The organism is Mesorhizobium sp. P2_C5_2, assembly GCF_056404535.1.
The window spans coordinates 366,050-386,390 of record NZ_JBFUDV010000004.1 but is presented as its reverse complement, the minus strand read 5'-3'; the positions used below and the strand labels follow the sequence as shown (position 1 = coordinate 386,390).

At 62.9% G+C, this 20,341-nt stretch carries 17 protein-coding genes; 7 read left to right on the top strand and 10 right to left on the bottom strand.

The features are described 5' to 3' along the window. Window positions 1-88: 88 nt before the first annotated feature. From sufD to AC1D1B_RS17005, 5 genes are all read right to left on the bottom strand, one after another. Window positions 89-1,357, bottom strand: a complete 1,269-nt coding sequence (sufD, locus tag AC1D1B_RS17025; RefSeq protein ID WP_477333639.1) for a Fe-S cluster assembly protein SufD — start codon at window positions 1,355-1,357, stop codon at window positions 89-91. A gap of 40 nt (window positions 1,358-1,397) precedes the next feature. Continuing rightward, the gene (gene sufC, locus AC1D1B_RS17020; RefSeq protein WP_477309260.1) at window positions 1,398-2,153 is read right to left on the bottom strand and encodes a Fe-S cluster assembly ATPase SufC; all 756 of its coding nucleotides are present in this window, start codon (window positions 2,151-2,153) and stop codon (window positions 1,398-1,400) included. Window positions 2,154-2,233: 80 nt separating this feature from the next. Further along, on the bottom strand, window positions 2,234-2,395 hold the full coding sequence (locus AC1D1B_RS17015; protein WP_477333638.1) for a hypothetical protein: 162 nt from the start codon (window positions 2,393-2,395) through the stop codon (window positions 2,234-2,236). A 308-nt stretch (window positions 2,396-2,703) separates the two neighbouring features. Beyond that, window positions 2,704-4,221: a Fe-S cluster assembly protein SufB gene (gene sufB, locus AC1D1B_RS17010; RefSeq protein ID WP_112561410.1), complete on the bottom strand. Its 1,518-nt coding sequence runs from the start codon at window positions 4,219-4,221 to the stop codon at window positions 2,704-2,706. 187 nt (window positions 4,222-4,408) lie between these two features. Then, a complete protein-coding gene (locus AC1D1B_RS17005; protein WP_477333637.1) occupies window positions 4,409-5,572 on the bottom strand; it encodes a cysteine desulfurase family protein in 1,164 nt (387 codons plus the stop codon). A gap of 240 nt (window positions 5,573-5,812) precedes the next feature. On the opposite strand from AC1D1B_RS17005, the gene AC1D1B_RS17000 reads away from it, so the two are divergent. Further along, complete coding sequence (locus tag AC1D1B_RS17000) at window positions 5,813-6,487, top strand: alpha/beta hydrolase (RefSeq protein ID WP_192253503.1); 675 nt, start codon at window positions 5,813-5,815, stop codon at window positions 6,485-6,487. A gap of 210 nt (window positions 6,488-6,697) precedes the next feature. Then, window positions 6,698-7,354 carry an FMN-binding negative transcriptional regulator gene (locus AC1D1B_RS16995; RefSeq protein ID WP_477333636.1) on the top strand — a complete coding sequence of 219 codons (657 nt, stop codon included), beginning with the start codon at window positions 6,698-6,700 and terminating at the stop codon, window positions 7,352-7,354. On the opposite strand, the gene AC1D1B_RS16990 is transcribed toward AC1D1B_RS16995, so the two are convergent. The 4 genes from AC1D1B_RS16990 to AC1D1B_RS16975 are packed head-to-tail and all read right to left on the bottom strand — an operon-like array spanning window position 7,348 to window position 10,936. After that, a complete protein-coding gene (locus AC1D1B_RS16990) occupies window positions 7,348-8,202 on the bottom strand; it encodes a phosphatase PAP2 family protein (protein ID WP_477333635.1) in 855 nt (284 codons plus the stop codon). The two genes, AC1D1B_RS16995 and AC1D1B_RS16990, sit on opposite strands and share 7 nt — an antisense overlap. Continuing rightward, window positions 8,199-9,842: an ArnT family glycosyltransferase gene (locus tag AC1D1B_RS16985; protein ID WP_477333634.1), complete on the bottom strand. Its 1,644-nt coding sequence runs from the start codon at window positions 9,840-9,842 to the stop codon at window positions 8,199-8,201. Before AC1D1B_RS16985 ends, AC1D1B_RS16990 begins: the two co-directional genes overlap by 4 nt. Window positions 9,843-9,873: 31 nt before the next feature. Then, window positions 9,874-10,209 (bottom strand): lipid-A-disaccharide synthase N-terminal domain-containing protein, encoded by a 336-nt coding sequence (locus AC1D1B_RS16980; protein ID WP_181057250.1) that lies wholly within the window; start codon window positions 10,207-10,209, stop codon window positions 9,874-9,876. Beyond that, window positions 10,202-10,936 carry a glycosyltransferase family 2 protein gene (locus AC1D1B_RS16975; protein WP_477333633.1) on the bottom strand — a complete coding sequence of 245 codons (735 nt, stop codon included), beginning with the start codon at window positions 10,934-10,936 and terminating at the stop codon, window positions 10,202-10,204. Before AC1D1B_RS16975 ends, AC1D1B_RS16980 begins: the two co-directional genes overlap by 8 nt. 326 nt (window positions 10,937-11,262) lie before the next feature. Between AC1D1B_RS16975 and tyrS the strand changes: the two genes are divergently transcribed. Further along, window positions 11,263-12,516: a tyrosine--tRNA ligase gene (gene tyrS, locus AC1D1B_RS16970; RefSeq protein WP_477333632.1), complete on the top strand. Its 1,254-nt coding sequence runs from the start codon at window positions 11,263-11,265 to the stop codon at window positions 12,514-12,516. Between the two features lie 19 nt (window positions 12,517-12,535). Here the strand turns inward: tyrS and AC1D1B_RS16965 are convergent, their stop codons facing one another. Then, window positions 12,536-15,922: a hypothetical protein gene (locus AC1D1B_RS16965; protein ID WP_477333631.1), complete on the bottom strand. Its 3,387-nt coding sequence runs from the start codon at window positions 15,920-15,922 to the stop codon at window positions 12,536-12,538. Between the two features lie 95 nt (window positions 15,923-16,017). Here AC1D1B_RS16965 and AC1D1B_RS16960 point away from each other — a divergent pair, with 95 nt between their 5' ends. From AC1D1B_RS16960 to AC1D1B_RS16945, 4 genes are all read left to right on the top strand, one after another. Then, complete coding sequence (locus AC1D1B_RS16960) at window positions 16,018-16,485, top strand: peroxiredoxin (protein WP_477266379.1); 468 nt, start codon at window positions 16,018-16,020, stop codon at window positions 16,483-16,485. Window positions 16,486-16,628: 143 nt separating this feature from the next. Continuing rightward, window positions 16,629-17,906: a M23 family metallopeptidase gene (locus AC1D1B_RS16955; RefSeq protein ID WP_477333630.1), complete on the top strand. Its 1,278-nt coding sequence runs from the start codon at window positions 16,629-16,631 to the stop codon at window positions 17,904-17,906. 258 nt (window positions 17,907-18,164) lie between these two features. After that, window positions 18,165-19,601 carry an FAD-binding oxidoreductase gene (locus AC1D1B_RS16950; RefSeq protein WP_477333629.1) on the top strand — a complete coding sequence of 479 codons (1,437 nt, stop codon included), beginning with the start codon at window positions 18,165-18,167 and terminating at the stop codon, window positions 19,599-19,601. Continuing rightward, a complete protein-coding gene (locus AC1D1B_RS16945; protein ID WP_477333628.1) occupies window positions 19,598-20,341 on the top strand; it encodes a FadR/GntR family transcriptional regulator in 744 nt (247 codons plus the stop codon). The genes AC1D1B_RS16950 and AC1D1B_RS16945 overlap by 4 nt, the downstream gene beginning before the upstream one ends.

Below are 20,341 nucleotides of genomic sequence, written 5' to 3'. Positions count from 1 at the left end.
CCGCCTCACTTCGTCACGCACCCCTCATCCGTCTCGGCGCTGCGCGCCGATCCACCTTCTCCCACAAGGGGAGAAGGGAAAGAGGCGCTTACCCGTGCGCAACAAACCAATCATCGAGCCGTGTCTCCAGGGCTTCGACGATTGCTTCGTCGTCCAGTTCCTCGATCACTTCGGCTACGAACGCCTTGACCAGCAGGCCGCGGGCGCTCTTCTCGTCGATGCCGCGTGCCATCAGATAGAACAGATGGTTGTGGTCGATCTCGGTAACGGTCGCGCCGTGGCCGCAGATGACGTCGTCGGCAAAGATTTCCAGCTCCGGCTTGGTCGAGAACTCGCCATCATCGGACAGAAGCAGCGTGTTGCAGGCCATCTTGGCGTTGGTCTTCTGCGCGTATTGATGGACGTTGATGCGGCCCTGGAAGACACCGCGCGCCTTGCCGGTCACGACATTGCGGATCACTTCCGTCGAGGTCGTGTGCGGCACGGCGTGGTCGAGCACCATGGTCACATCGGTATGGGTGTCGCCGGCCAGAAGATTGATGCCGCGCAATTTGAAGTCGGCGCCTTCGCCTGTGGTCCTGACCACGATCTCCTGGCGTACAAGCTTGCCGCCGGCATTCATGAAGAACACGGTCAGCTTCGAATTCTTGCCGAGATGCGCCTTGAACTGCGCCAGATGGGTGGCTGTTTCCGGCTGTTCCTGCACGATCAGCCAGGTCACATCAGCACCCTCGCCCAGCACCAACTGGCTGACCGAACTGCCAAGTGCCGCGCCCTCGCCTGCCTGACGCTCGACGATAGCGGCTTTGGCACCAGCGCCGACGCGCACGGGAAAGCGCACATGCGCCTGGCCGCCGGCCTGCAGGTTCTGCAATTCGATCGGCTTTTCCAGAGCGGCGCCGTCGGCGATGTCGACGAAATAGCCGTCGGCGACAAAGGCGGTGTTCAGCGCGCCGATGGCGTCATCGCTGCCATAGGGGTCGAGGCCGGGCGCCAGGCTGCCGTCGGTCAGCTTTTCCGACAAGCGTTGGACGGACACGCCCTCGATCGCAGGGAATTTCGCGCTCGAAACGCCGTTCAGAACGGCCAGGACAGCGGAGCCTTCGACGATGGGCGCGAGTGCCTTGGTGGCGGCCGTGGAATCGAATGCCGGCACCAACGTCAGCAGGCGGCGCAGATCCGTATAGTGCCAGGATTCGATGCGCCGGGTCGGCAGACCGTGCTTGATCGCCTCGATGGCGTCGTCGCGCTTCAGCATCACCGCGCCGTCGCCGGGCAGCAGCGACAGCCGCTCGCCAAAGGCGTCGATCAACGCCGTTTCGGCCTGCGTGCGCTGGGGTGTCGAGTGCATGTTCATCAGCTTGGCCCTGTCTTTTGGTACAAAATGACCTGGCATCTCACGCGGCTTCGCCGATCACGCCGGCATAGCCATTGGCTTCGAGATCGAGCGCCAGCGACTTGTCGCCGGACTTGATCACCTGGCCCTTGTAGAGCACGTGCACGCTGTCGGGCACGATGTGCTCGAGCAGGCGCTGGTAGTGGGTGATGACGATGATGGCGCGGTCGGGCGAGCGCAGCGCGTTGACGCCGTCCGAGACAATCTTCAGCGCGTCGATGTCGAGGCCGGAATCGGTCTCGTCGAGCACGCAGAGTTTCGGCTCCAAGAGCTTCATCTGCAGAATCTCGGCGCGCTTCTTCTCGCCGCCGGAAAAGCCGACATTGAGCGGCCGCTTCAGCATCGCCATGTCCATGTTGAGCGAGGCTGCCGCCTCCTTCACCCGCTTCAGGAATTCGGGGATCTTCAGCGGCTCCTCGCCGCGCGCCTTGCGCTGCTCGTTCATCGCCACTTTGAGGAATTCCATGGTCGCGACGCCCGGTATTTCCATCGGATACTGGAAGGCGAGGAAAATGCCGGCTGTGGCGCGTTCGGCCGGATCCATTTCGAGGATCGACTGGCCGTTATAGAGGATGTCGCCTTCGGTGACCTCGTAATCCTCGCGACCGGCGAGGATGTAGGACAGCGTCGACTTGCCCGAGCCGTTCGGGCCCATGATGGCGGCAACCTCGCCGGCTTTCACCGTCAGGTTCAGGCCGCGGATAATCTCTGTGCCGTCATCGACGATGCGGGCATGCAGGTTTCTGATTTCGAGCATTTCTTGTTCTTTCACCTAGTCATTGCTTCCAGCAGAAACCGGATGTCGATCCCGTCAACGGACCGACATCCACGATCTGCTTACGTACCAAACATGCCGCGCAGAAACGGCAGCACAATTGCCGAAACCAGCCCGGTCACGGCGCCCGCCGCCATCCGGCGCGGCGTCGACTGAATAGAGGGCGCGACCGCGCAAAGCGCGCCGCACACCAAAGCGTAAAAAACGATCGGAACCGTATCCATCACTTCAACTTCCTTTCAAACGTCCAGTTTCATTCCGTGCTTTGCGCACGATCCTGAACGCTTGAGGGGTCGCTATCCTTCCTGTGTCCATCGTATTGACTGTCCGAACGGCTACGCCCGGTAATTCAACAACTGCATTAGGGCTTCCCAAAGCCCCTGCCAAAATCCATCCGGCGAATAGGCCGCGACTAGCAGCGCAATGCCCACAGCACATAACAAAAACACAAGCTCTGGACCGTCAGACCATCTGTCCATCCGATCCCGCAGATAGACGTGCTCTCCTCCAGAGTTGCGTTTGCGCGCCTTTGTCACCCCACGCTGCCCTCAAGGCTGATACCGATCAGCTTCTGCGCTTCGACCGCGAACTCCATCGGCAGCTGCTGAATGACATCCTTGACGAAGCCGTTGACGATCAGTGCGATCGCTTCCTCTTCAGGAATGCCGCGCTGCATGACGTAGAATTTCTGGTCTTCTGAAATCTTCGACGTCGTCGCTTCATGCTCGAACTGCGCCGTCGAGTTCTTGGCTTCCATGTAGGGCACGGTGTGCGCGCCGCACTGGTCGCCGATCAGGAGCGAGTCGCAATTGGTGAAGTTGCGGGCGTTGGTCGCCTTGCGGTGCGCCGAAACCTGGCCGCGATAGGTGTTCTGCGAGAAGCCGGCGGCGATACCCTTGGAGATGATGCGGCTCGACGTGTTCTTGCCGAGATGGATCATCTTGGTGCCGCTATCGACCTGCTGATAGCCGTTCGACACAGCGATCGAATAGAATTCGCCCGAGGAATCGTCGCCGCGCAGGATGCAGCTCGGATACTTCCAGGTGATGGCCGAGCCGGTCTCGACCTGCGTCCACGAGATTTTCGAACGGTCGCCACGGCAGTCGCCGCGCTTGGTGACGAAATTGTAGATGCCGCCCTTGCCCTCGGCGTCGCCGGGGTACCAGTTCTGCACGGTCGAATACTTGATCTCGGCATCGTCGAGCGCCACCAGTTCGACGACAGCGGCATGCAGCTGGTTCTCGTCGCGCTGCGGCGCCGTGCAGCCTTCGAGATAGGAGACGTAAGCCCCCTCCTCGGCGATGATCAGCGTGCGCTCGAACTGGCCGGTGTTCTTCTCGTTCATGCGGAAATAGGTCGACAGCTCCATCGGGCAGCGCACGCCCTTGGGCACGAAAACGAAGGAACCGTCGGTGAACACGGCCGAATTCAGCGTGGCGTAGAAATTGTCGGAGGTCGGCACGACCGAGCCGAGATACTTTTGCACCAATTCCGGGTGCTCGCGGATGGCTTCCGAGATCGAGCAGAAGATCACGCCGGCCTGCGCCAGCTCTTTCTTGAAGGTGGTGACGACGGAGACGGAATCGAACACCGCGTCGACCGCGACACGGCCCGACTTGTAGACATTGTCGCTGGGCTCCTCGAGCTCGGACGCGTCTGTCTTCTGCACGCCGGCCAGGATTTCCTGTTCCCTGAGCGGAATGCCGAGCTTCTCGTAGACCTTCAGCAGCTCTGGATCGACGTCGCTCAGCGACGTCGGGCCGGGCGTGCTCTTGGGCGCCGCATAGTAATAGAGGTCCTGAAAATCGATCTTGGGGTAGTGGACGCGCGCCCAGGTCGGCTCTTCCAGCGTCAGCCAACGCCGATAGGCTTCCAGACGCCATTCCAGCATCCAGGACGGCTCATCCTTCTTGGCCGAGATGAAGCGAATAATGTCTTCGCTCAGCCCCTTGGGGGCCTTGTCCATCGCGATCTCTGTCTGGAATCCGTATTTGTACTGGTCGACGTCGATCTTTCGGACCCGATCGATCGTGTCCTGCACAGCAGGCATAAGCGTTCTCCATCCACGCCGGGGTCAAGGCCCGACAGTTTTCAAACTATGGCATCGCCGAGGGCTGCCCATTGGGCGCCGAAGGCGGCGTAAGTTCCATATAGTGCGTCTCGGCCGGGAATTCACCCGGCCACTTGCAAACGCACGGCTCTACCAGGCCGCAAGGCCTGAATTTCTTTTCGCCGCCTCAGGCGGCTTGTTCCCTGCCCGCCCGGCGCTGGGCGATACCCGCCAGCGCAGTACGAAACAGGTCGATATCAGCAGCACTCGTCGCGTGGCCGATGGACACGCGCAAAGCGCCGAGGCTGTCACCATAACCCATGGCCTTCAGCACATGGCTCGGCCCGACCTTGCCCGACGAACAGGCCGATCCCGCCGACAGCGCGACGCCGGCCAGATCGAAAGCGATCTGCGCCGTCTCGGCCTTGATGCCGGGAATAGCGAAGAATGTCGTATTGGCAAGCCTTGGCGCGCCGGTTCCGAAGATTTCTGCGTCCGGCACCAGGGTTTTGATGATGGTTTCGACTTCACCGCGGCGATGGGCGAGCGCATCGACATGATTCAATGCAACTAGAGCCTGCCGCGCAGCTGCGCCAAAACCGGCGATGGCCGCCAGGTTTTCGGTGCCGCCGCGATGGCCCTTTTCCTGGCCGCCGCCATTGATCAGCGGCTTCGGCATCATCAGATCGGCTGCCGCAATGATGGCGCCGACGCCCTTGGGGCCGCCGATCTTGTGCGAAGACAGAATCAAATAGTCGGCGCAAGGCGCTGACATATCGATGGAAACACGGCCTGCAGCCTGCACCGCATCGACAACCAGAATGCCGCCCGCCGCCTTGACGATTGCAGCGATGCGATCAATCGGCTGGATGACGCCGGTCTCGTTGTTGGCGGCATGGATGGCGACCAGCGGCAGGCCCTCGGCCTTGTCATGCGCGGCCAGAGCCGCCATCAGTTGAGCGAGATCGGCGATGCCGTTGGCATCGACACCGATCCGCGAAACCTGAGACGCAGGAAAACGGCCGCCATTGAGCAGGCAAGGATGATCGGCTTCGCAGACATAGAGCCGGCTCATGCGCACAGTGCCACGGCCCATCTGCCAATCCGGCGTCAAAAGCGTCGAGGCGGCCTCGGTCGCGCCGGAGGTGAACACCACATGTTCGGCCTTGGCGCCAACCAACGCGGCCACGTCGCGCCGGGCAGCATCGATTAGCCTGCGCGCCGTGCGTCCCTCGGCATGCACTGATGAAGGATTGGCGACAAGATCGAGCGCGGCAATCGTCGCCTCACGTGCCTCTGCGGTGAGCGGCGCGCTGGCATTGTAGTCGAGATAGGCGCGTGCTGCGGCCATTTTCACTCAATCGATCCCGTCAAAACCCATTCCGCAGGGATAGCGCGTTATTTCCTTGAAATTGCAAGGCAAGACGTCCTATTTACGCGGCTTGCGGCGGGGATAGCCGAGCCGTCACGGCTGGCTATCCAGTTTTGAACAATTCTAAACTAGCTTCTAAGAAGACGCTCGCCCTGCGTCAAGGCCAGAGGAAAGAGTTGTTCCGGGCGCCGCGCATTCGTATGCCACGTGGAGTATTTTATGCCTGAGGTCATTTTCACCGGTCCGGCCGGCCGCCTGGAGGGTCGCTACCAGCCTTCCAAGGAAAAGAGCGCGCCGATTGCCATCGTGTTGCACCCGCATCCGCAGTTCGGCGGCACGATGAACAACAAGATCGTCTATGACCTCTTCTACATGTTCCAGAAGCGCGATTTCACCACGCTGCGCTTCAATTTCCGCGGCATCGGCCGCAGCCAGGGCGAATTCGACCACGGCACCGGCGAATTGTCGGATGCGGCCGCGGCGTTGGACTGGGTGCAGTCGCTGCATCCGGATTCCAAGAGCTGCTGGGTCGCCGGCTATTCCTTCGGCTCATGGATCGGCATGCAGCTTCTGATGCGCCGCCCCGAGATCGAAGGCTTCATCTCGATCGCGCCGCAGCCCAACACCTATGATTTCTCGTTCCTGGCGCCCTGCCCGTCATCGGGCCTGATCATCCATGGCGACGCCGACAAGGTGGCGCCGCCCAAGGACGTGCAAGGCCTGGTCGACAAGCTGCACACGCAAAAGGGCATCACCATCACCCAGAAGACCTTGCCCGGCGCCAACCATTTCTTCGCCAACGATTCCGAGCTGCTGCTCGAGGAATGCGCCGACTATCTCGACCGCCGGCTAGCCGGCGAATTGTCCGACCCGAGGCCGAAGCGGCTGCGCTAGGAGCAATTCCAGGAAAAGTGTAAAACGGTTTTCCGTCCGGAATTGCGTCAAAACAGAGAACTCCGGATCCGGCATCGCGCATTCGTGCCCGTGACGGGCGCGAATGCCGTCCCGCTGATCCATATGATCTGGCACGCCTGACATGTGGCGCAGCCTGGCTGGACGGTGCAGAATGCCGGGTTCTGGAAGCCGAAGAAGGCGTGACCGATCATGTACCAACCTCCTCATTTCATAGAGACGCGCCAGGACGTCCTGCACGGCCTTATCCGCTCGCACCCGCTTGGCCTGCTGATTTCAAACGGACAGGACGGCCCCATCGCCAACGCCATTCCGTTCTTGCTCGACGCCGACGCGGGGCCGAACGGCAAGCTGCGCGCGCACCTGGCCAAGGCCAACCCTCAATGGCGCCTGCTGGCCGACAATCCGGCATCGCCCGTGCTGGTCGTGTTCCAGGGCGCCGACGCCTATGTGACGCCGTCCTGGTATGAGACCAAGCGCGAGACCGGCAAGGTCGTGCCGACCTGGAACTATGCCATCGTCCAGGTGCGCGGGATGGTCAGAGTGATCGACGATGCGGAGTGGATAGCGCAGCAGATTTCCGATCTGACGCTGTCGCAGGAAGGCGCCCGTGAGACACCCTGGGCGGTGACCGATGCGCCGCCAACCTACATCCAGTCGCAGATCAAGGGCATTATTGGGCTAGAGATCGAGATCGCCGAGATCAGCGGCAAGTGGAAGGTCAGCCAGAACCGGCCTGTCGCCGATCGTGTCGGTGTCGCGGAAGGGCTGGAAAGCGAAGTGCCGAGCGCAAGCGCGCCGGACATGGCCGGGCTGGTTCGATCCTATGGCGGGCTTGAGCCTCAGTAGTTTGCTGGCCGGTCCGCAGCGATGCGGCTTTGAACCGGTCGGCCGTTCGGTGGACCGCCTGCCAACCGAAAGGTCGTCTTGCGCATAGGCAGGCCGGCCGATGTCCGGCGGAAGATGAAGCCGAGCCGCGCAAGGATAAGCCCGCACAGGATCGCGACGGCGCAGCCGAGGCCGAAACCGGCGACCGCGTCGCTTGGGTAATGCGCGCCGACGAACACCCGGGTGGAGGCGATGCAGGCGGTGATCGCCAGTGCGACGTACCAGCGCTTTGGAAACAGCAGCAGAGCGATGCCGAACACGGCGCCCATAGTGGTAGCGTGGCCGGATGGAAAAGCGGCAAAGCGGGCATTCATGGCGAATGGATGCAGGGACAGCACGCCGAAATTGTCAAAATAGAGCGGCCGCGCCCGGCCGATGCCGTATTTCAGCACATTGACCGCAAGGCCCGACAGGCCAACCCCGCCAAGCACAAGGAAGGCAAAGCAGGTCCAGTTGTAGACCAGCATCCGCGTTCGTCTGGAAAGGTTTCTCCAATCCGTCAGATTGGCGGCGACGAGACAGGCAGCCGCTGGGATCAGATACCAGCCGCCGAGGCCAAAAACGGTGAAAAACTCAGTAAACCTGGCAAGACGAGGCGGCCATTCTCCCCAGAGGACGCCTGCCGCCCGGTCGAGGTGAACGAAGGCGGCAGCTGCAAGCAGGATCCAGGCCACGACCCAGACCGGCCAGGCAATGTGGGGATAGTAGGCTTTGCGCGCGGCAAAGCGCCTGCCGACGATGCGCATCGTATCAAGGAAATTGTCGCGCGACCGGCGGAACACCACGGACGGCGTCACGCGCGTTTTCACCTGGCCACCCGGTAGAGGCCAAGCGATAGTCTGTCGCCCGAGGAATAATTGAGGCCGTCGATCTCGGCGAGACGGCTCGCCGTCTTGCCTTGCGCGGCCAGCGTGTCGTTCAGCTTCTTCTCGTCGGCGACAGGCGCCAGCCCGAGCGCGCAGGCCGGATCGCCGAGCAGGTGTACGGCGACGCCGTCAACATCGGTCAGGATTGTCTTGGTCCCGACCAGAAAGACAAGGCTCGGTTCGTGATACGGCGCCGAGGCAAGCACGGTCGTGTCGCAGGGACGGTTCGCGTCGACCGCGGCCTTGATCGCCGGGCTCAGCCAGATCGGCTTCAGCGACGGGGCAATTATCCCGAACAGCAAGCCAAGGGTGATGCCGGCGCCGGCCGCGATCGCGCCGATGCGGGGGAGCGGCACCTGCAAACGGCGGGGGAAGGCGAGATAGCCGGTGACAAGTGCTGCAAGTGCGGCCGGAATGCTCCACCAGGAGAATACCTTGGCGAGATAGATCGGCGCGCCAACCGAGACAACGGCCAGGCCGATGCTGACCAGGCCGAGACCGAAGGCGGTCGACCACCAAAGCCATGACTGCCAGCGCTTGAGCGGCGCATTCGCGTCCTCCGGCTGCAGGGTCAGAAGCCAGCCGACCAGCAACGCCATGCCGGGATAGGCCGGCAGCACATAATGCGGCAGCTTGGTCGGGATCAGCTCGAACACCAGCCAGAACGGGATATACCAGGCAAGGCAAAAGCGCAGGCGCGGATCGTCACGCAAGCGGTTGAGCGCCTGCAGCCCGGCGCCGACGGCGATCAGCCCGAACGGCCACATGAACAGCGAATAGGTCAGCACATAGAAGCCGGGTGGAATGCCGTGCGATTCCTCCCCTGAGGCCACCTTGCCCAGCATGTCCTTGCCGACCGCTTGCTGCAGGAAGGCGCCATGGCTCTTCCAGGTGATCAGCGCGAGCCAGGGCAGCGCGATCAACAGCACAATCAGAAGGCCGCGGCCGAACTTCAGGTTTTTCAGCCAGCGCCCATCGCGCTCGAAGGCAAACAGCGCGGCAACCGTCAGCACCGACAACAGAGGCGCGATCGGTCCCTTGATCAGGATCGCAATGCCTTGCGCCACCCAGAATATCCACCAGAAATGGCCGGCAATCGGTTCGTTGCGGCGCGACGCCGTGTAGATCCGCGCCAGGGCGCCTTGCGCCGCAACGCAGCAGGCCAGAAGCATGGCGTCGGTCTTGGCGTCGCGGCCTTCGAAGGCGGTGGCGAAGATCGCTGCCATGATCAGTCCGGCCGCGAGGCCGGCATTGGCGCCGAAAAGACTGGTGCCTGTCCAGGCAATCGCCACGACGGCAATAGCGATGCCCAGCGCCGAGACCAGGCGATAGACCCAGATCGGCGCCCCGGCCCCCTCGCCGCTCAGCGCCACGGCCGCCGATTGCAGCCAATAGATGCCGACCGGCTTCTGGTAGCGTGACATGTCCTGGAAGCGGATGTCGACATAATCGCCGGTTTCGACCATCTGCTTGGTGGCCTGGACGAAACGCGATTCATCGCGGTCGATCGGCGGCAGCGAAGCCAGCCCGCTGGCAGTCAGCAGCAGGCTGAACAGGAAAAGCAGGACATAATTCCTGTTCATTGCGACCACCGGATCCTGCCTTCGAGACTTCCTAGTCGACCTTGGTCATCGCCGCCGCCTTGCGCTCATTGGCGATGAGCCAGAGGTTCCTGATATAGATCAGCATGCCCATGGCCTGGCCGGCGATGAACACCGGATCCTGACGCACGATCGCATAGATCAGCAGCAGGCCGCCGCCGAACAGGGAAAAGAACCAGAAGGCGACCGGCACGACGCTGCGCTTAGCTTTTTCCGAGGCAAGCCACTGCACGACGAAGCGCATGGTGAAGAAGAACTGGGCGACGAAGCCGAGCAGGATCCAGGCGTCGAACTGCTTGATGAAAACCTGATGCAGCCAGGTCGCCAGTTCCTGGAACACGTTAGCCATGCGTGATTTCCTCTACCTTTGGCATTCTGCGGCGCCTGCGCCGAAGCCACCAGACGCCGGCAAGATCGAGTGCGCCTTGCAGGCCGCGGTCGAAGATGCCGTAATTCGACTTGCCGTGGCGGCGTGAGCGGTCGACGACGTCGCAGTGCACGACGCGGTAGCCTTCCTGGATGACCAGCGCCGGGACAAAACGATGCGTGCCGTCGAAGAACGGCAGTTTGCGCAGGATATCGGTGTGGATCGCCTTCAGGCCGCAACCGGTGTCGCGGGTGTCGTCATGCAGGATCGCGCCACGCAGCCAGTTGGCGAAGCGTGACGCCAATTGCTTGATCTTGCTGTCGCGGCGCTTCAGCCGCTGCCCTTGCGCGGCGCCGAAATCAGGCCCTGCTTGACGCAGCGCATCGACCAGCACGGGGATATATTGCGGATCGTTCTGGCCGTCGCCATCGATGGTGGCGACGATGGCGCCCCGCGCCGCCCATGCGCCGGAGCGCACCGAAAGCGACTGGCCGGCGGATTTCTCATGGCGCAGGTGACGAAGCGGAAACGGGCGTTTGGCCGCCTCGGCGGCAAGCACCGAAGCCGTGTCGTCGGTCGAACCGTCATTGACGATGATGATTTCGAAGTCGCGGCCGGTCATCGCGGCCTCGATCTCGTCGATCAGAAGCGGCAGGTTCGCCGCCTCGTTGCGGCAGGGAATGACGATGGATATCAATGCGTCCGGCATATGTCGCGTCGGGCTCTGTCACAGGATATGGCATTTTGGTGGATGCCGTGCGGTGCCGTTCCAGCGGATCGAAGGCTGCAAGAACCCGTTGGCGCGGCGCCTCATTACGCCAGCCGGCACGATGAAGCAAGCTCGCGCGGCAGTGCAGCATACGCAGTCCGTGCGGACGCAAAACCGGAAACCACTTTTGCTGATCGCGACTTTTGATTTTGGCGCGCGATCGAACGCAAAACCGGAAACCACTTTTGCTGATCGCGCTTGGATGCTAAACGCCCGCGTTCATATCACGTCGGGCGGTTCGGGCCCGGCGCTTTCAGGAAGAGAAAATGTCCGCCTTCAAATCCGATTTCCTGCGCGTCATGAGCGAGCGCGGCTTCATCCACCAGATCTCAGATGAGACCGGCCTCGATCAACTTTTCGCGAAGGAAACCGTAACCGCCTATGTCGGCTACGACGCCACGGCGACCAGCCTGCATATCGGCAATCTGATATCGGCGACCATGCTCTACTGGATGCAGGAGACCGGCCATCGGCCGATCGCGCTGATGGGTGGCGGCACCTCGATGATCGGCGACCCGTCCTTCCGCGACGATCAGCGCAGCCTTTTGACGCCCGAGGCGATCGCCACCAACATCGAAGGCATCAAGCGCATTTTCGGCCGCATCCTGCGCTTCGGCGACACTGGCAACGACGCGATCATGGTCAACAATGCCGACTGGCTGATGAAGCTCAATTATGTCGAGTTCTTGCGCGATGTCGGCCGACATTTCTCGGTCAACCGCATGCTCACCTTCGACAGCGTGAAGCTCAGGCTCGATCGCGAGCAGTCGCTGTCGTTCCTCGAATTCAACTACATGATCCTGCAGGGCTATGATTTCGTAGAGCTCAGCCGCCGCCATGACTGCCGGCTGCAGATGGGCGGTTCGGACCAGTGGGGCAACATCATCAACGGCGTCGATCTCGGCCACCGCATGGGCACGCCGCAGCTCTATGCACTGACCACACCGCTTCTGACGACATCGTCGGGCGCCAAGATGGGCAAGTCGGCCAAGGGCGCGGTGTGGCTGAACGGCGACCTCTTCTCGCCGTACGATTTCTGGCAGTACTGGCGCAACACCGAAGACGCCGACGTCGAGCGCTTCCTGAAGATCTTCACCCGCCTGCCGTTGTCGGAGATAGCAAAGCTGGCAGCTCTTGGCGGCTCGGAGATCAACGAGGCCAAGAAGGTGCTGGCGACGGAAACCACGGCCATCGTGCACGGCCGCGAGGCCGCCCAACAGGCCGAAGAAACCGCGCGCAAGACGTTCGAGGAAGGCGTGACCGCTGAAACCCTGCCGACCGTCGAGGTGGAAGGCGCGGCGCTGGAGGCCGGCATCGGCATCCTGTCGCTGCTGGTCACTGCAGGCCTTGCCGGGTCCAACGGCGAAGCGCGGCGTCACATCCAGGGCGGCGCCGTGCGCCTCAACGACCAGCCTGTGGCGGACGACCGCCGGATGGTGACACCTCAGGATTTGAGTCCGGAAAACGTCGCGAAGCTCTCAGTGGGCAAGAAAAAACACGTGCTTGTGCGGCCGGCCTGAGCCGTCTTCTGACGGATCTTCAGCGGTATTCGAAGATCGACCGGAAAATGCCTGGCGCGATCACCGATAGCGGGTTGATGTCGAGCACCGGCTTGTTGGCGTTGCCTTTGAGCCGGTAGGTGACACCGATCAGGCCGCGGTCCCGGCCATTGCCAAGCAGCGCGCCAACCAGCGGCAATTCGCCGAAGATGCGGTTGAGGCCATAGGCCGGCATGAACGTTCCGGTCATGTCCATATTGTTGTCCTGGTCGTAGAGCGTGCCCTGGAAGGTGGTGCCGATGCGCGGGCCACGCAGGACGCCATTGGCCAGCTTCAGGTAACCGCTTCCCTTGTCAATCTCGGTATAGCCGCGCTCGAACTTTACCCGCGAGGTGTCGATCTTGCCTTTGACTGCTTCGTTCAGGCTGCGGCTGTCGCCCACCGGCGTGGTCGATACGATCGAAGCGAGCTTCGGTTCGTCAACGATAAAAAAGTTGCTCGAGTCGACCTGGCCCCGCATCGGCCCGTCGTCTGAGCCGGCAAGCGCCAGCGTGATCGAGCCGCCTTCCATGTGCTCGTAGATGTTGAGGAAGCGCAATATGGCGCCGGCGTCGGCCGACGTCATGTTGAGTGCGCGCGCCCCGTTGCCTGCGGTGTTGCTGATGGTGATGGCGGCGCCTGAACTTGCCGTGGCGCTGACCTTCAGCCCGTTTACCTTGGAACCGGCGGCGCTGTAGTCGAGCTTCAGATTGGACAGCACTTCGTCGTGGAAACCGGTGAGCGAATTGACATCGGCGCTGACCGAAACCGCATCCGTGCCCGTGGTCTTGGTGGCGGTATCGACGTCGGAGGTGAACTGCTTGATCAGCGAGCGGGCGTCGAGCGCATTACCGCTGACGTCGACCGCAAAGCCCTTGCCCGACCGCTTCACCGTCACCGCGACGTCGTCGCCACGGTTCAAGGCGACCTTGCTGAAGCGCGCCGACGACAAAGCGCCCTTGACCAGGACGACATCGCCTTCGACCGAAAAGCTCTTTCCGTCGAGGTCGAAATCGGACAGCGTCGTGGTGTCGCCGGACTTGGCCATGGTGAAGGTGGCATTGGCGGGAATGCCCGGCCCCTTGCTCCAGCCGGCCCAGGGAATGTCCAGCCTGGCGCTGGTCAGGTCGACCGCAACGTTCTGATTGCCGCCTTCGCCGCTCTTGTCGATCGCCACCTTTATGGTGCCGGAAATCAGCGGCGAAAGGCCAGGCATGGCTATGGCGCGCGTCTTGTCGTCGAGCACAAGCGCCACCTTGCGGCTGCGCGGCGGTCCGTCATCCCTGAGCGGCTCGACCAGGTCGAGCTCGGCCGGAATGCCGTTCAGCTTCGCGTCGGCCGAGATCACCGCCTTGTCGGGTCCGACCTCGATCGAACCGTCGGCATCGGTCACCGTCTGATCTTCGAACGGCTTGGCGAGCGACAGGTCCTTGTAGTCGAGAGACACCAGCCAATCGAGCTTCGAGGTGTCGACACCGGACTGCAGCGGAATGTCGGCCTTGACGTGACCGGTCACCGTGCCGGACAGGTCGTCCGGCGCTATGCCGACATGGCGCATGGCGTTGATCGGTTCATAGGAGGCGAGCTCGGCGATGGCCGGCGCCTCGCCGGCGACGTCGATTTCGAGCGCGCCGATCACCGGCGGGTGGTTCGCCGCTTTCACCGCAAGCGTGCCATTGCTTGCCGCCACGGTGCGGCCGCTCGGCATATAGACGCTGCCCGAGGACAGCGCGATGTCGACATCGTTGCCGTGGAAGGAAACCACGCCAATGGCATCGCGGATCGGCGGGATGCGGCCGGCCGTGTCAAAGCGCGAGCCCTCGACCTGGAACCTGCCGAAAACCTCATCGGCGGAAAGCGGCACCCCGTTGCCGAGACGTCCCGGCACGACCTGGAATTGCAGGCTGGCATCGGTGACACGACCGCCGAACAGGTTCTTCAGCACCCACAGCCGGGCATTCTTGGCGGAGAACCAGGGCCACAATTGCTTGACATGCGAGACCGGCATGTCGTGGACATTCAGGGACAAGGAAATGCCCGGCGGCCCATTGTCGATGAAGGAAACCGAACCCGTACCCAGAACCTCGCTGCCCGATCCCGACCTGACGCCGATCTGCTCGGCGACGAGCTTGCGGCTTTTGATCTGATAGACGCCGGCGATGCGGGCGAAGAAATTCAGCGCCGGCTCGGGCGATTCCGCCGGCGCCAGCGTCGAGCCGTCGCTGGTCAGGTCGTAACGATAGGAAGGCTCCTCGCCCGCCGCGCCGGTCGGTGGCTTTGGCCCGATCGAACCGGCGAAATTGAAAGTCGAGCGCCCGGTCTTCAAAACCAGCCTGCCGACATCGATCTTGTTGGAGCCGGAGACAAGGTTGGCGTCGACATCGACATCGGCCGGCAACAGCCCGCGTGTGCCGAGATCGAGCACCGAGCCGGTTAGCGACAGTGAGGCCGTCAGCCGAGAATCGCTCTCGCCCGAACCTTCAGCGCCCGTCAGCTTCAAAGCGATCGCGCCGGTTTTTCCACCGGCCGCCGGCGTGGTCTCTGGAACATCCGCCATGTCGATGGCGGCGTTCAATGCAGTGACGCGCAGGGAGGTCGTATCGCGGGTGGCGGTGGCGGTGACCGTAAGCGCCCGGCCGTCGACATCCGCCTCGGACGAAAACTCCATGCTGCCGGGGCCCGACTGCAGCACCGTGGCATTGGCAATGTTGACCAGCTTGACCGTTCCCGCCTCGGGTAATTCGAACGCGACATTTTTGAGGTCGATGCGGCGCATCGAATCCTCGCGCACGGCATCAAGCGCGTGGTTGACGTTGCCGAAGACAGCGGCGACCAGTTTTTCCGGATCGATGAGGCCGTCTTGATTGCGCAGCCCGGCTGTCCAGTCGCCGCCCGACGGCATGGCCGCGGTGACGATATGGGCGTCGGAAATCCTGGCGCTGGTCAGCCGTACCTCGCCCGAAAACAGCGGGATCAGACGGATGCCGAAACGGACGCGCCCGGCATCGGCCATCGGCCTGCCGTCGGCGGTCTTGACGCTGACGTCGTTGACCTGCAGCGCAATGAAGCTTGAGCCGTCGAGTGTCAGGCGGGCTGGACCGACGGCGACATTGACGTCGAAACCGGCGAGTTTCTCGATCGCCGTTTCGGCTTCCGCCCGCAGCCGCTCGCTGCCTATGCCGGTGGCGCCAATGACATAGACGGCAACGGCCGCCAGCAGCACCAGCGCCGCAACGCCGGCAAACAGGCGGGCAAGGATGCGAAAGCCACGGCCGATGCGTGCCTTGCCGAGCGGCGGCACACTGCAAGCAGACGGGAAAGTCCCCAGGTCGGTGATCTCGTCACGCCTGAACCGGATCTTCTCGTGCTGCGGTTCTTCCTGATCCACGCAATTTTCCGTTGAACGAATTCGATCGTGGACGAATCCCCGCTCGACACTATAACGATGCAGCCTGGCGCGTAACCTCAAACAAGGGCATCGATATGGCTGATCTCGACATTGGCGACGCCGCCCCCCAATTCGACCTTCCGCGCGATGGCGGCGGCTCGCTCAGCCTTGCCGCGTTGCGGGGAAAACCCCTCGTACTTTACTTCTATCCGCAGGACGACACCACAAGTTGCACCAATGAGGCGATCAGCTTTTCGCAACTGAAGCCGGAGTTCGAAAAGGCCGGCGCCGTTGTGATCGGCCTGTCGCCGGACAGCGTCAAGAAACACGACAAGTTCAAAACCAAATACGATCTCACCGTCGACCTGGTTGCCGACGAAGAGCGCAAAGTGATCGAGGCCTACAATCTGTGGGTCGAAAAGACGATGTATGGCCGCAACTATATGGGCGTCGAACGGGCGACGTTCCTGATCGGCAAGGACGGCCGGATCGCCGGTATCTGGCGCAAGGTTCGCGTGAAGGGCCATGCCGAAGCGGTGCTGGAGGCGGTGCGCGCGCTCTGACGCGCCATCGATCTCGCCACCCTCCTACAACCTGCCGCTCGTTTCGCGCGCAATCCTTGCCAGACAGCACCCACGGCAAAACTTTGTTAACCCTAATAATGTGTAATCAGGCTTCGTTGGTGTCGTAACGAAAGCTTGGTCCCGTGAACCCAACCGGTCAGTCAACGGTCTTCGGCAGGCGCAGGGAGCCCCATACGGTCATCATTGCGCGGGGCAATGAAATACGGCATTTCACCATCCGACCGTGGCTCGTCGCCTTTCTTGGTTCGGCACTTGCGGCAATCGCCATCGGCTATCTGCTCGCAACCTCCTACCTGGTGCTGCGCGACGATCTGATCGGCGCCACCACGGCCAGGCAGGCGCGCATGCAGCAGGCCTATGAGGATCGCATCTCGGCATTGCGCGCGCAGGTTGACCGCATCACCAGCCGCCAGCTTCTCGACCAGAAACTGATGGAAACCAAGGTCAGCGAACTGCTCGAGCGGCAGAGCCAGCTCAGCCAGCGTCATGGCCGCCTTGGCCCGATTCTCGAACGGGCGGAAAACGAAGTCGGAACGCCGGCCGCCGCGGATACGGCGACCAAGCCCGATGAACATGCCGAACTGACCGGCAGCGAGCCCCTGGCCTATTCGGTCGCCAGCCTCGGTTCGGCCGACACCAGGCCGTTCTCGCTGTGGTCGACCCGCTCCGATCCGCTGCCCAGCGAAACGGCGGCGGACCGTGCCGACAAGCTGTTCGTCTCGATCAACGATTCGCTGAAGGCCATCGAAAGCCAGCAGCTCACCCGTATCGCCACGCTTGCCGACAATGCCTACAAGAACGCCGATGCCATCACGCAGGCGCTCGAGGCGGCCGGCCTGCCTGTCGACAGCGATTTCGGCAAAAACGAAAGCGATGTCGGCGGGCCGCTGATCCCGCTCGACTCCTCGATGATGTTCGACAGCAAGGTCAAGGAACTCGACGAGGCGCTGGATACGCTCGACCAGTTGAAGAAAGAGGCGCGGCGGCTGCCGCTTGCCAACCCGGCCCCCGGCCACTCCGTCACCAGCCCGTTCGGCGTGCGCACCGACCCGATCCTTGGCACCGCAGCCCTGCATTCTGGTATGGATTTCCGCGCGCCGATCGGCATGGCGGCCAAGGTCACCGCTGCCGGTGTCGTCACCAAGGCCGGCTGGAACGGCGGCTATGGCCGCATGGTCGAGGTCGACCATGGCAATGGCTTTGCCACCCGCTATGGCCATTTGAGCGAAATCGACGTGGAAGTCGGGCAGAAGCTCGCCGCCGGCGATATCGTCGGCAAGACCGGCAGCAGCGGCCGCTCGACCGGCCCGCATCTGCACTACGAAGTCCGCCACAATGGCGAAGCCATCGACCCGCTGCGCTTCCTGACCGTCGGCAAGAAAGTCGAGCAGTACTTGTAGGATCAACGCGACCGGTTGGTACCAGCGCCTCGCCCGGCACCCTGACCCACTGATTTCCGCGCCCGGACGTCGCGCTATTCCTGGCGGCATAGCAGTCAGCCACGCCGCTCGGCGTGACGCATCCGCGCCGCAGACAGCCGCTCAAACACGCAAGCCATTGCGATTTGTCCACCGTTCGCGGCACAGACTCGTTGACTCGATATCAGTTGTAGGATGATATGTATCACCCTATAGCCCAACATCATTTCACGGCCGCTGATGACCATGCATGCTCTTTCGCCAGACGCTCTCAGCGCCCTGCAGGACGCTATCGGGCCAAACGGCGTGACCGTCGATGCCGTCGGCATGGCGAAATATCTCGGCGACTGGTCGGGCGATCATCATGGCGCAGCCCTGGCCGTGCTGCGGCCGGCTTCGGTGGCCGAGGTCCAGGCGGTGGTGCGGCTGTGCGGCGCGCTGGGTCTCGGCATCATCCCGCAAGGCGGCAATACCGGGCTGGTGGCGGGTGCGATCGACATCGAGACGCAAAACTCCGTGGTCATCAGCCTCGAGCGGCTGAACGCCATTCGCCGCGTCGATGCCGACAATTTCGTGCTGCAGGCCGATGCCGGCTGCGTCTTGCAGACGACAAAAGACGCCGCCGACGCGCAGGACTGCCTGTTTCCGCTGGCGCTCGGCGCCCAGGGCAGCTGCCAGATCGGCGGCAATGCGGCGAGCAACGCCGGCGGCATCAACGTGCTGCGCTACGGCATGGCGCGCGATCTCATTCTCGGCCTCGAAGTGGTGCTGCCGGACGGCGAGTTGTGGGACGGCTTTTCCGGCCTGCGCAAGAACAACACCGGCTATGATCTGAAGCAGCTTTTCATCGGTTCGGAAGGCACGCTCGGCATCATCACCGGCGTCGAGCTGAAGCTGTTCCCAAAACCCGTCCGGACCGAGACTGCCTATCTCGGCCTTGCCTCGTTCGAAGCGGCGATTGCGCTGTTCCGGCAGGCGCGCCGTGCCTCGGCCGATCTGATGTCGGCCTTCGAGATCATCGGCTCGGAATGCATGGCATTAGCCCGCCTGATCGACGCCAAAACGGTGTCGCCGGTCGAGGCTCCGGTGCATGTGCTGATCGAACTGTCGGCCAGTGCTGCGATCGACCTGCGCACGCTGCTGGTCGATTTCCTTGGCGAAGCGATGGAGAGCGGCCTAGTCATCGACGCCGTGCTTGCCGAAAGCAGCGCTCAGGCAAAATCGTTCTGGGCAATCCGCGAAGGGCTGGTCGAGGGCCAGGCCAAGCGCGGCTATCATGTGCGCACCGATCTTTCGGTAAGAATCTCGGATGTCCCTGCCCTCATCGATCAGGCGCGCCGCTTCGTGGCGCAGGATCATCGGGGATGGCTGCCGTTGGCGTACGGCCATGCGGGCGACGGCAACATCCATTTCAACGTGCTGCCGCCGGAAGGCCTTGCCGAGCGCGAGGCCCGCGCCCGGGGCGCCGACATCACCGCCGGGCTCTACCGGATCGTCCATGCGCTCGGCGGCTCGATCAGCGCCGAACATGGCATCGGCCGCACCCGCCACCGCACCTTCATGGCCGGTCTGGCGCCTGCCCATCGCCGGCTCATCGGTACGCTGAAGAATGCACTCGACCCGCAAGGGCTGATGAACCCCGGCTGTCTTCTGCCGGCAACGGAGACCACTCCATGAAGCAAAGACTGGCCGCCATCGGCACTGTTGAAACGCTGCCGCACCGTGTCGCGACCTTCCTCGGCCGCGAGATAGAATCGGGCGACCTCAGCCCCGGCACGCGGCTGCCGACGGAACAGGAGCTGTCGGAAAAATTCGGTGTCAGCCGCAATGTGGTGCGCGAGGCGATCGCGCAGCTCAGGGCCGACGGCATGATCGAGGCGCGGCAAGGCATCGGCGCCTTCGTGCTGGCGCCGGAGCAGCGGGCGTCGATCCGCATCGATGGCGAGGCGCTCAGGGAAGGCCAGAATATGGAGCGGCTGTTCGAGCTGCGCTGCATTCTGGAGGCCGAATCCGCCGCGCTTGCTGCCGAACGGCGTGGCCAGGAGCATCTCGATGCGATCAAGGCGGCACTCGACCGGATGAGCGGCGAGGAGCGCTGGGAAGAAGGCAGCATCGACGCTGACCTTCTGTTCCATCGCGAGATCGCGCGCGCCACGGGCAATAGCTACATCCACACCTTCATTTCCTTCGTCTGCGAGCAGATCCGCCGCTCGATCTATTACGCGCGGCAGACCAACCCCTTGCACGATCTGGTCGAGGTCAATGTCGGCGAGCATGTGCGCATCTACGAGGCGCTGGTCGCCGGCGATCCCGCAGCCGCCGAGGCAGCGATGCGCGCCCACATCATCGGCGCGGCTGAGCGCGTCGGCGTCAAGCTGCCGGCGGCGCGGCGCCTACCGACCAGCAAGGGGATTTAG

Bases quoted from the DNA above. Each gene is read 5' to 3' on its own strand.
- tyrS (WP_477333632.1), top strand. From the start codon at position 11,263: ATGTCCGCCTTCAAATCCGATTTCCTGCGCGTCATGAGCGAGCGCGGC.
- AC1D1B_RS17000 (WP_192253503.1), top strand. From the start codon at position 5,813: ATGCCTGAGGTCATTTTCACCGGTCCGGCCGGCCGCCTGGAGGGTCGC.
- AC1D1B_RS16945 (WP_477333628.1), top strand. From the start codon at position 19,598: ATGAAGCAAAGACTGGCCGCCATCGGCACTGTTGAAACGCTGCCGCAC.
- AC1D1B_RS16950 (WP_477333629.1), top strand. From the start codon at position 18,165: ATGACCATGCATGCTCTTTCGCCAGACGCTCTCAGCGCCCTGCAGGAC.
- sufC (WP_477309260.1), bottom strand. From the start codon at position 2,153: ATGCTCGAAATCAGAAACCTGCATGCCCGCATCGTCGATGACGGCACA.
- AC1D1B_RS16980 (WP_181057250.1), bottom strand. From the start codon at position 10,209: ATGGCTAACGTGTTCCAGGAACTGGCGACCTGGCTGCATCAGGTTTTC.
- AC1D1B_RS16995 (WP_477333636.1), top strand. From the start codon at position 6,698: ATGTACCAACCTCCTCATTTCATAGAGACGCGCCAGGACGTCCTGCAC.
- AC1D1B_RS17015 (WP_477333638.1), bottom strand. From the start codon at position 2,395: ATGGATACGGTTCCGATCGTTTTTTACGCTTTGGTGTGCGGCGCGCTT.
- sufD (WP_477333639.1), bottom strand. From the start codon at position 1,357: ATGAACATGCACTCGACACCCCAGCGCACGCAGGCCGAAACGGCGTTG.
- AC1D1B_RS16985 (WP_477333634.1), bottom strand. From the start codon at position 9,842: ATGAACAGGAATTATGTCCTGCTTTTCCTGTTCAGCCTGCTGCTGACT.
- sufB (WP_112561410.1), bottom strand. From the start codon at position 4,221: ATGCCTGCTGTGCAGGACACGATCGATCGGGTCCGAAAGATCGACGTC.
- AC1D1B_RS16975 (WP_477333633.1), bottom strand. From the start codon at position 10,936: ATGCCGGACGCATTGATATCCATCGTCATTCCCTGCCGCAACGAGGCG.
- AC1D1B_RS16960 (WP_477266379.1), top strand. From the start codon at position 16,018: ATGGCTGATCTCGACATTGGCGACGCCGCCCCCCAATTCGACCTTCCG.
- AC1D1B_RS17005 (WP_477333637.1), bottom strand. From the start codon at position 5,572: ATGGCCGCAGCACGCGCCTATCTCGACTACAATGCCAGCGCGCCGCTC.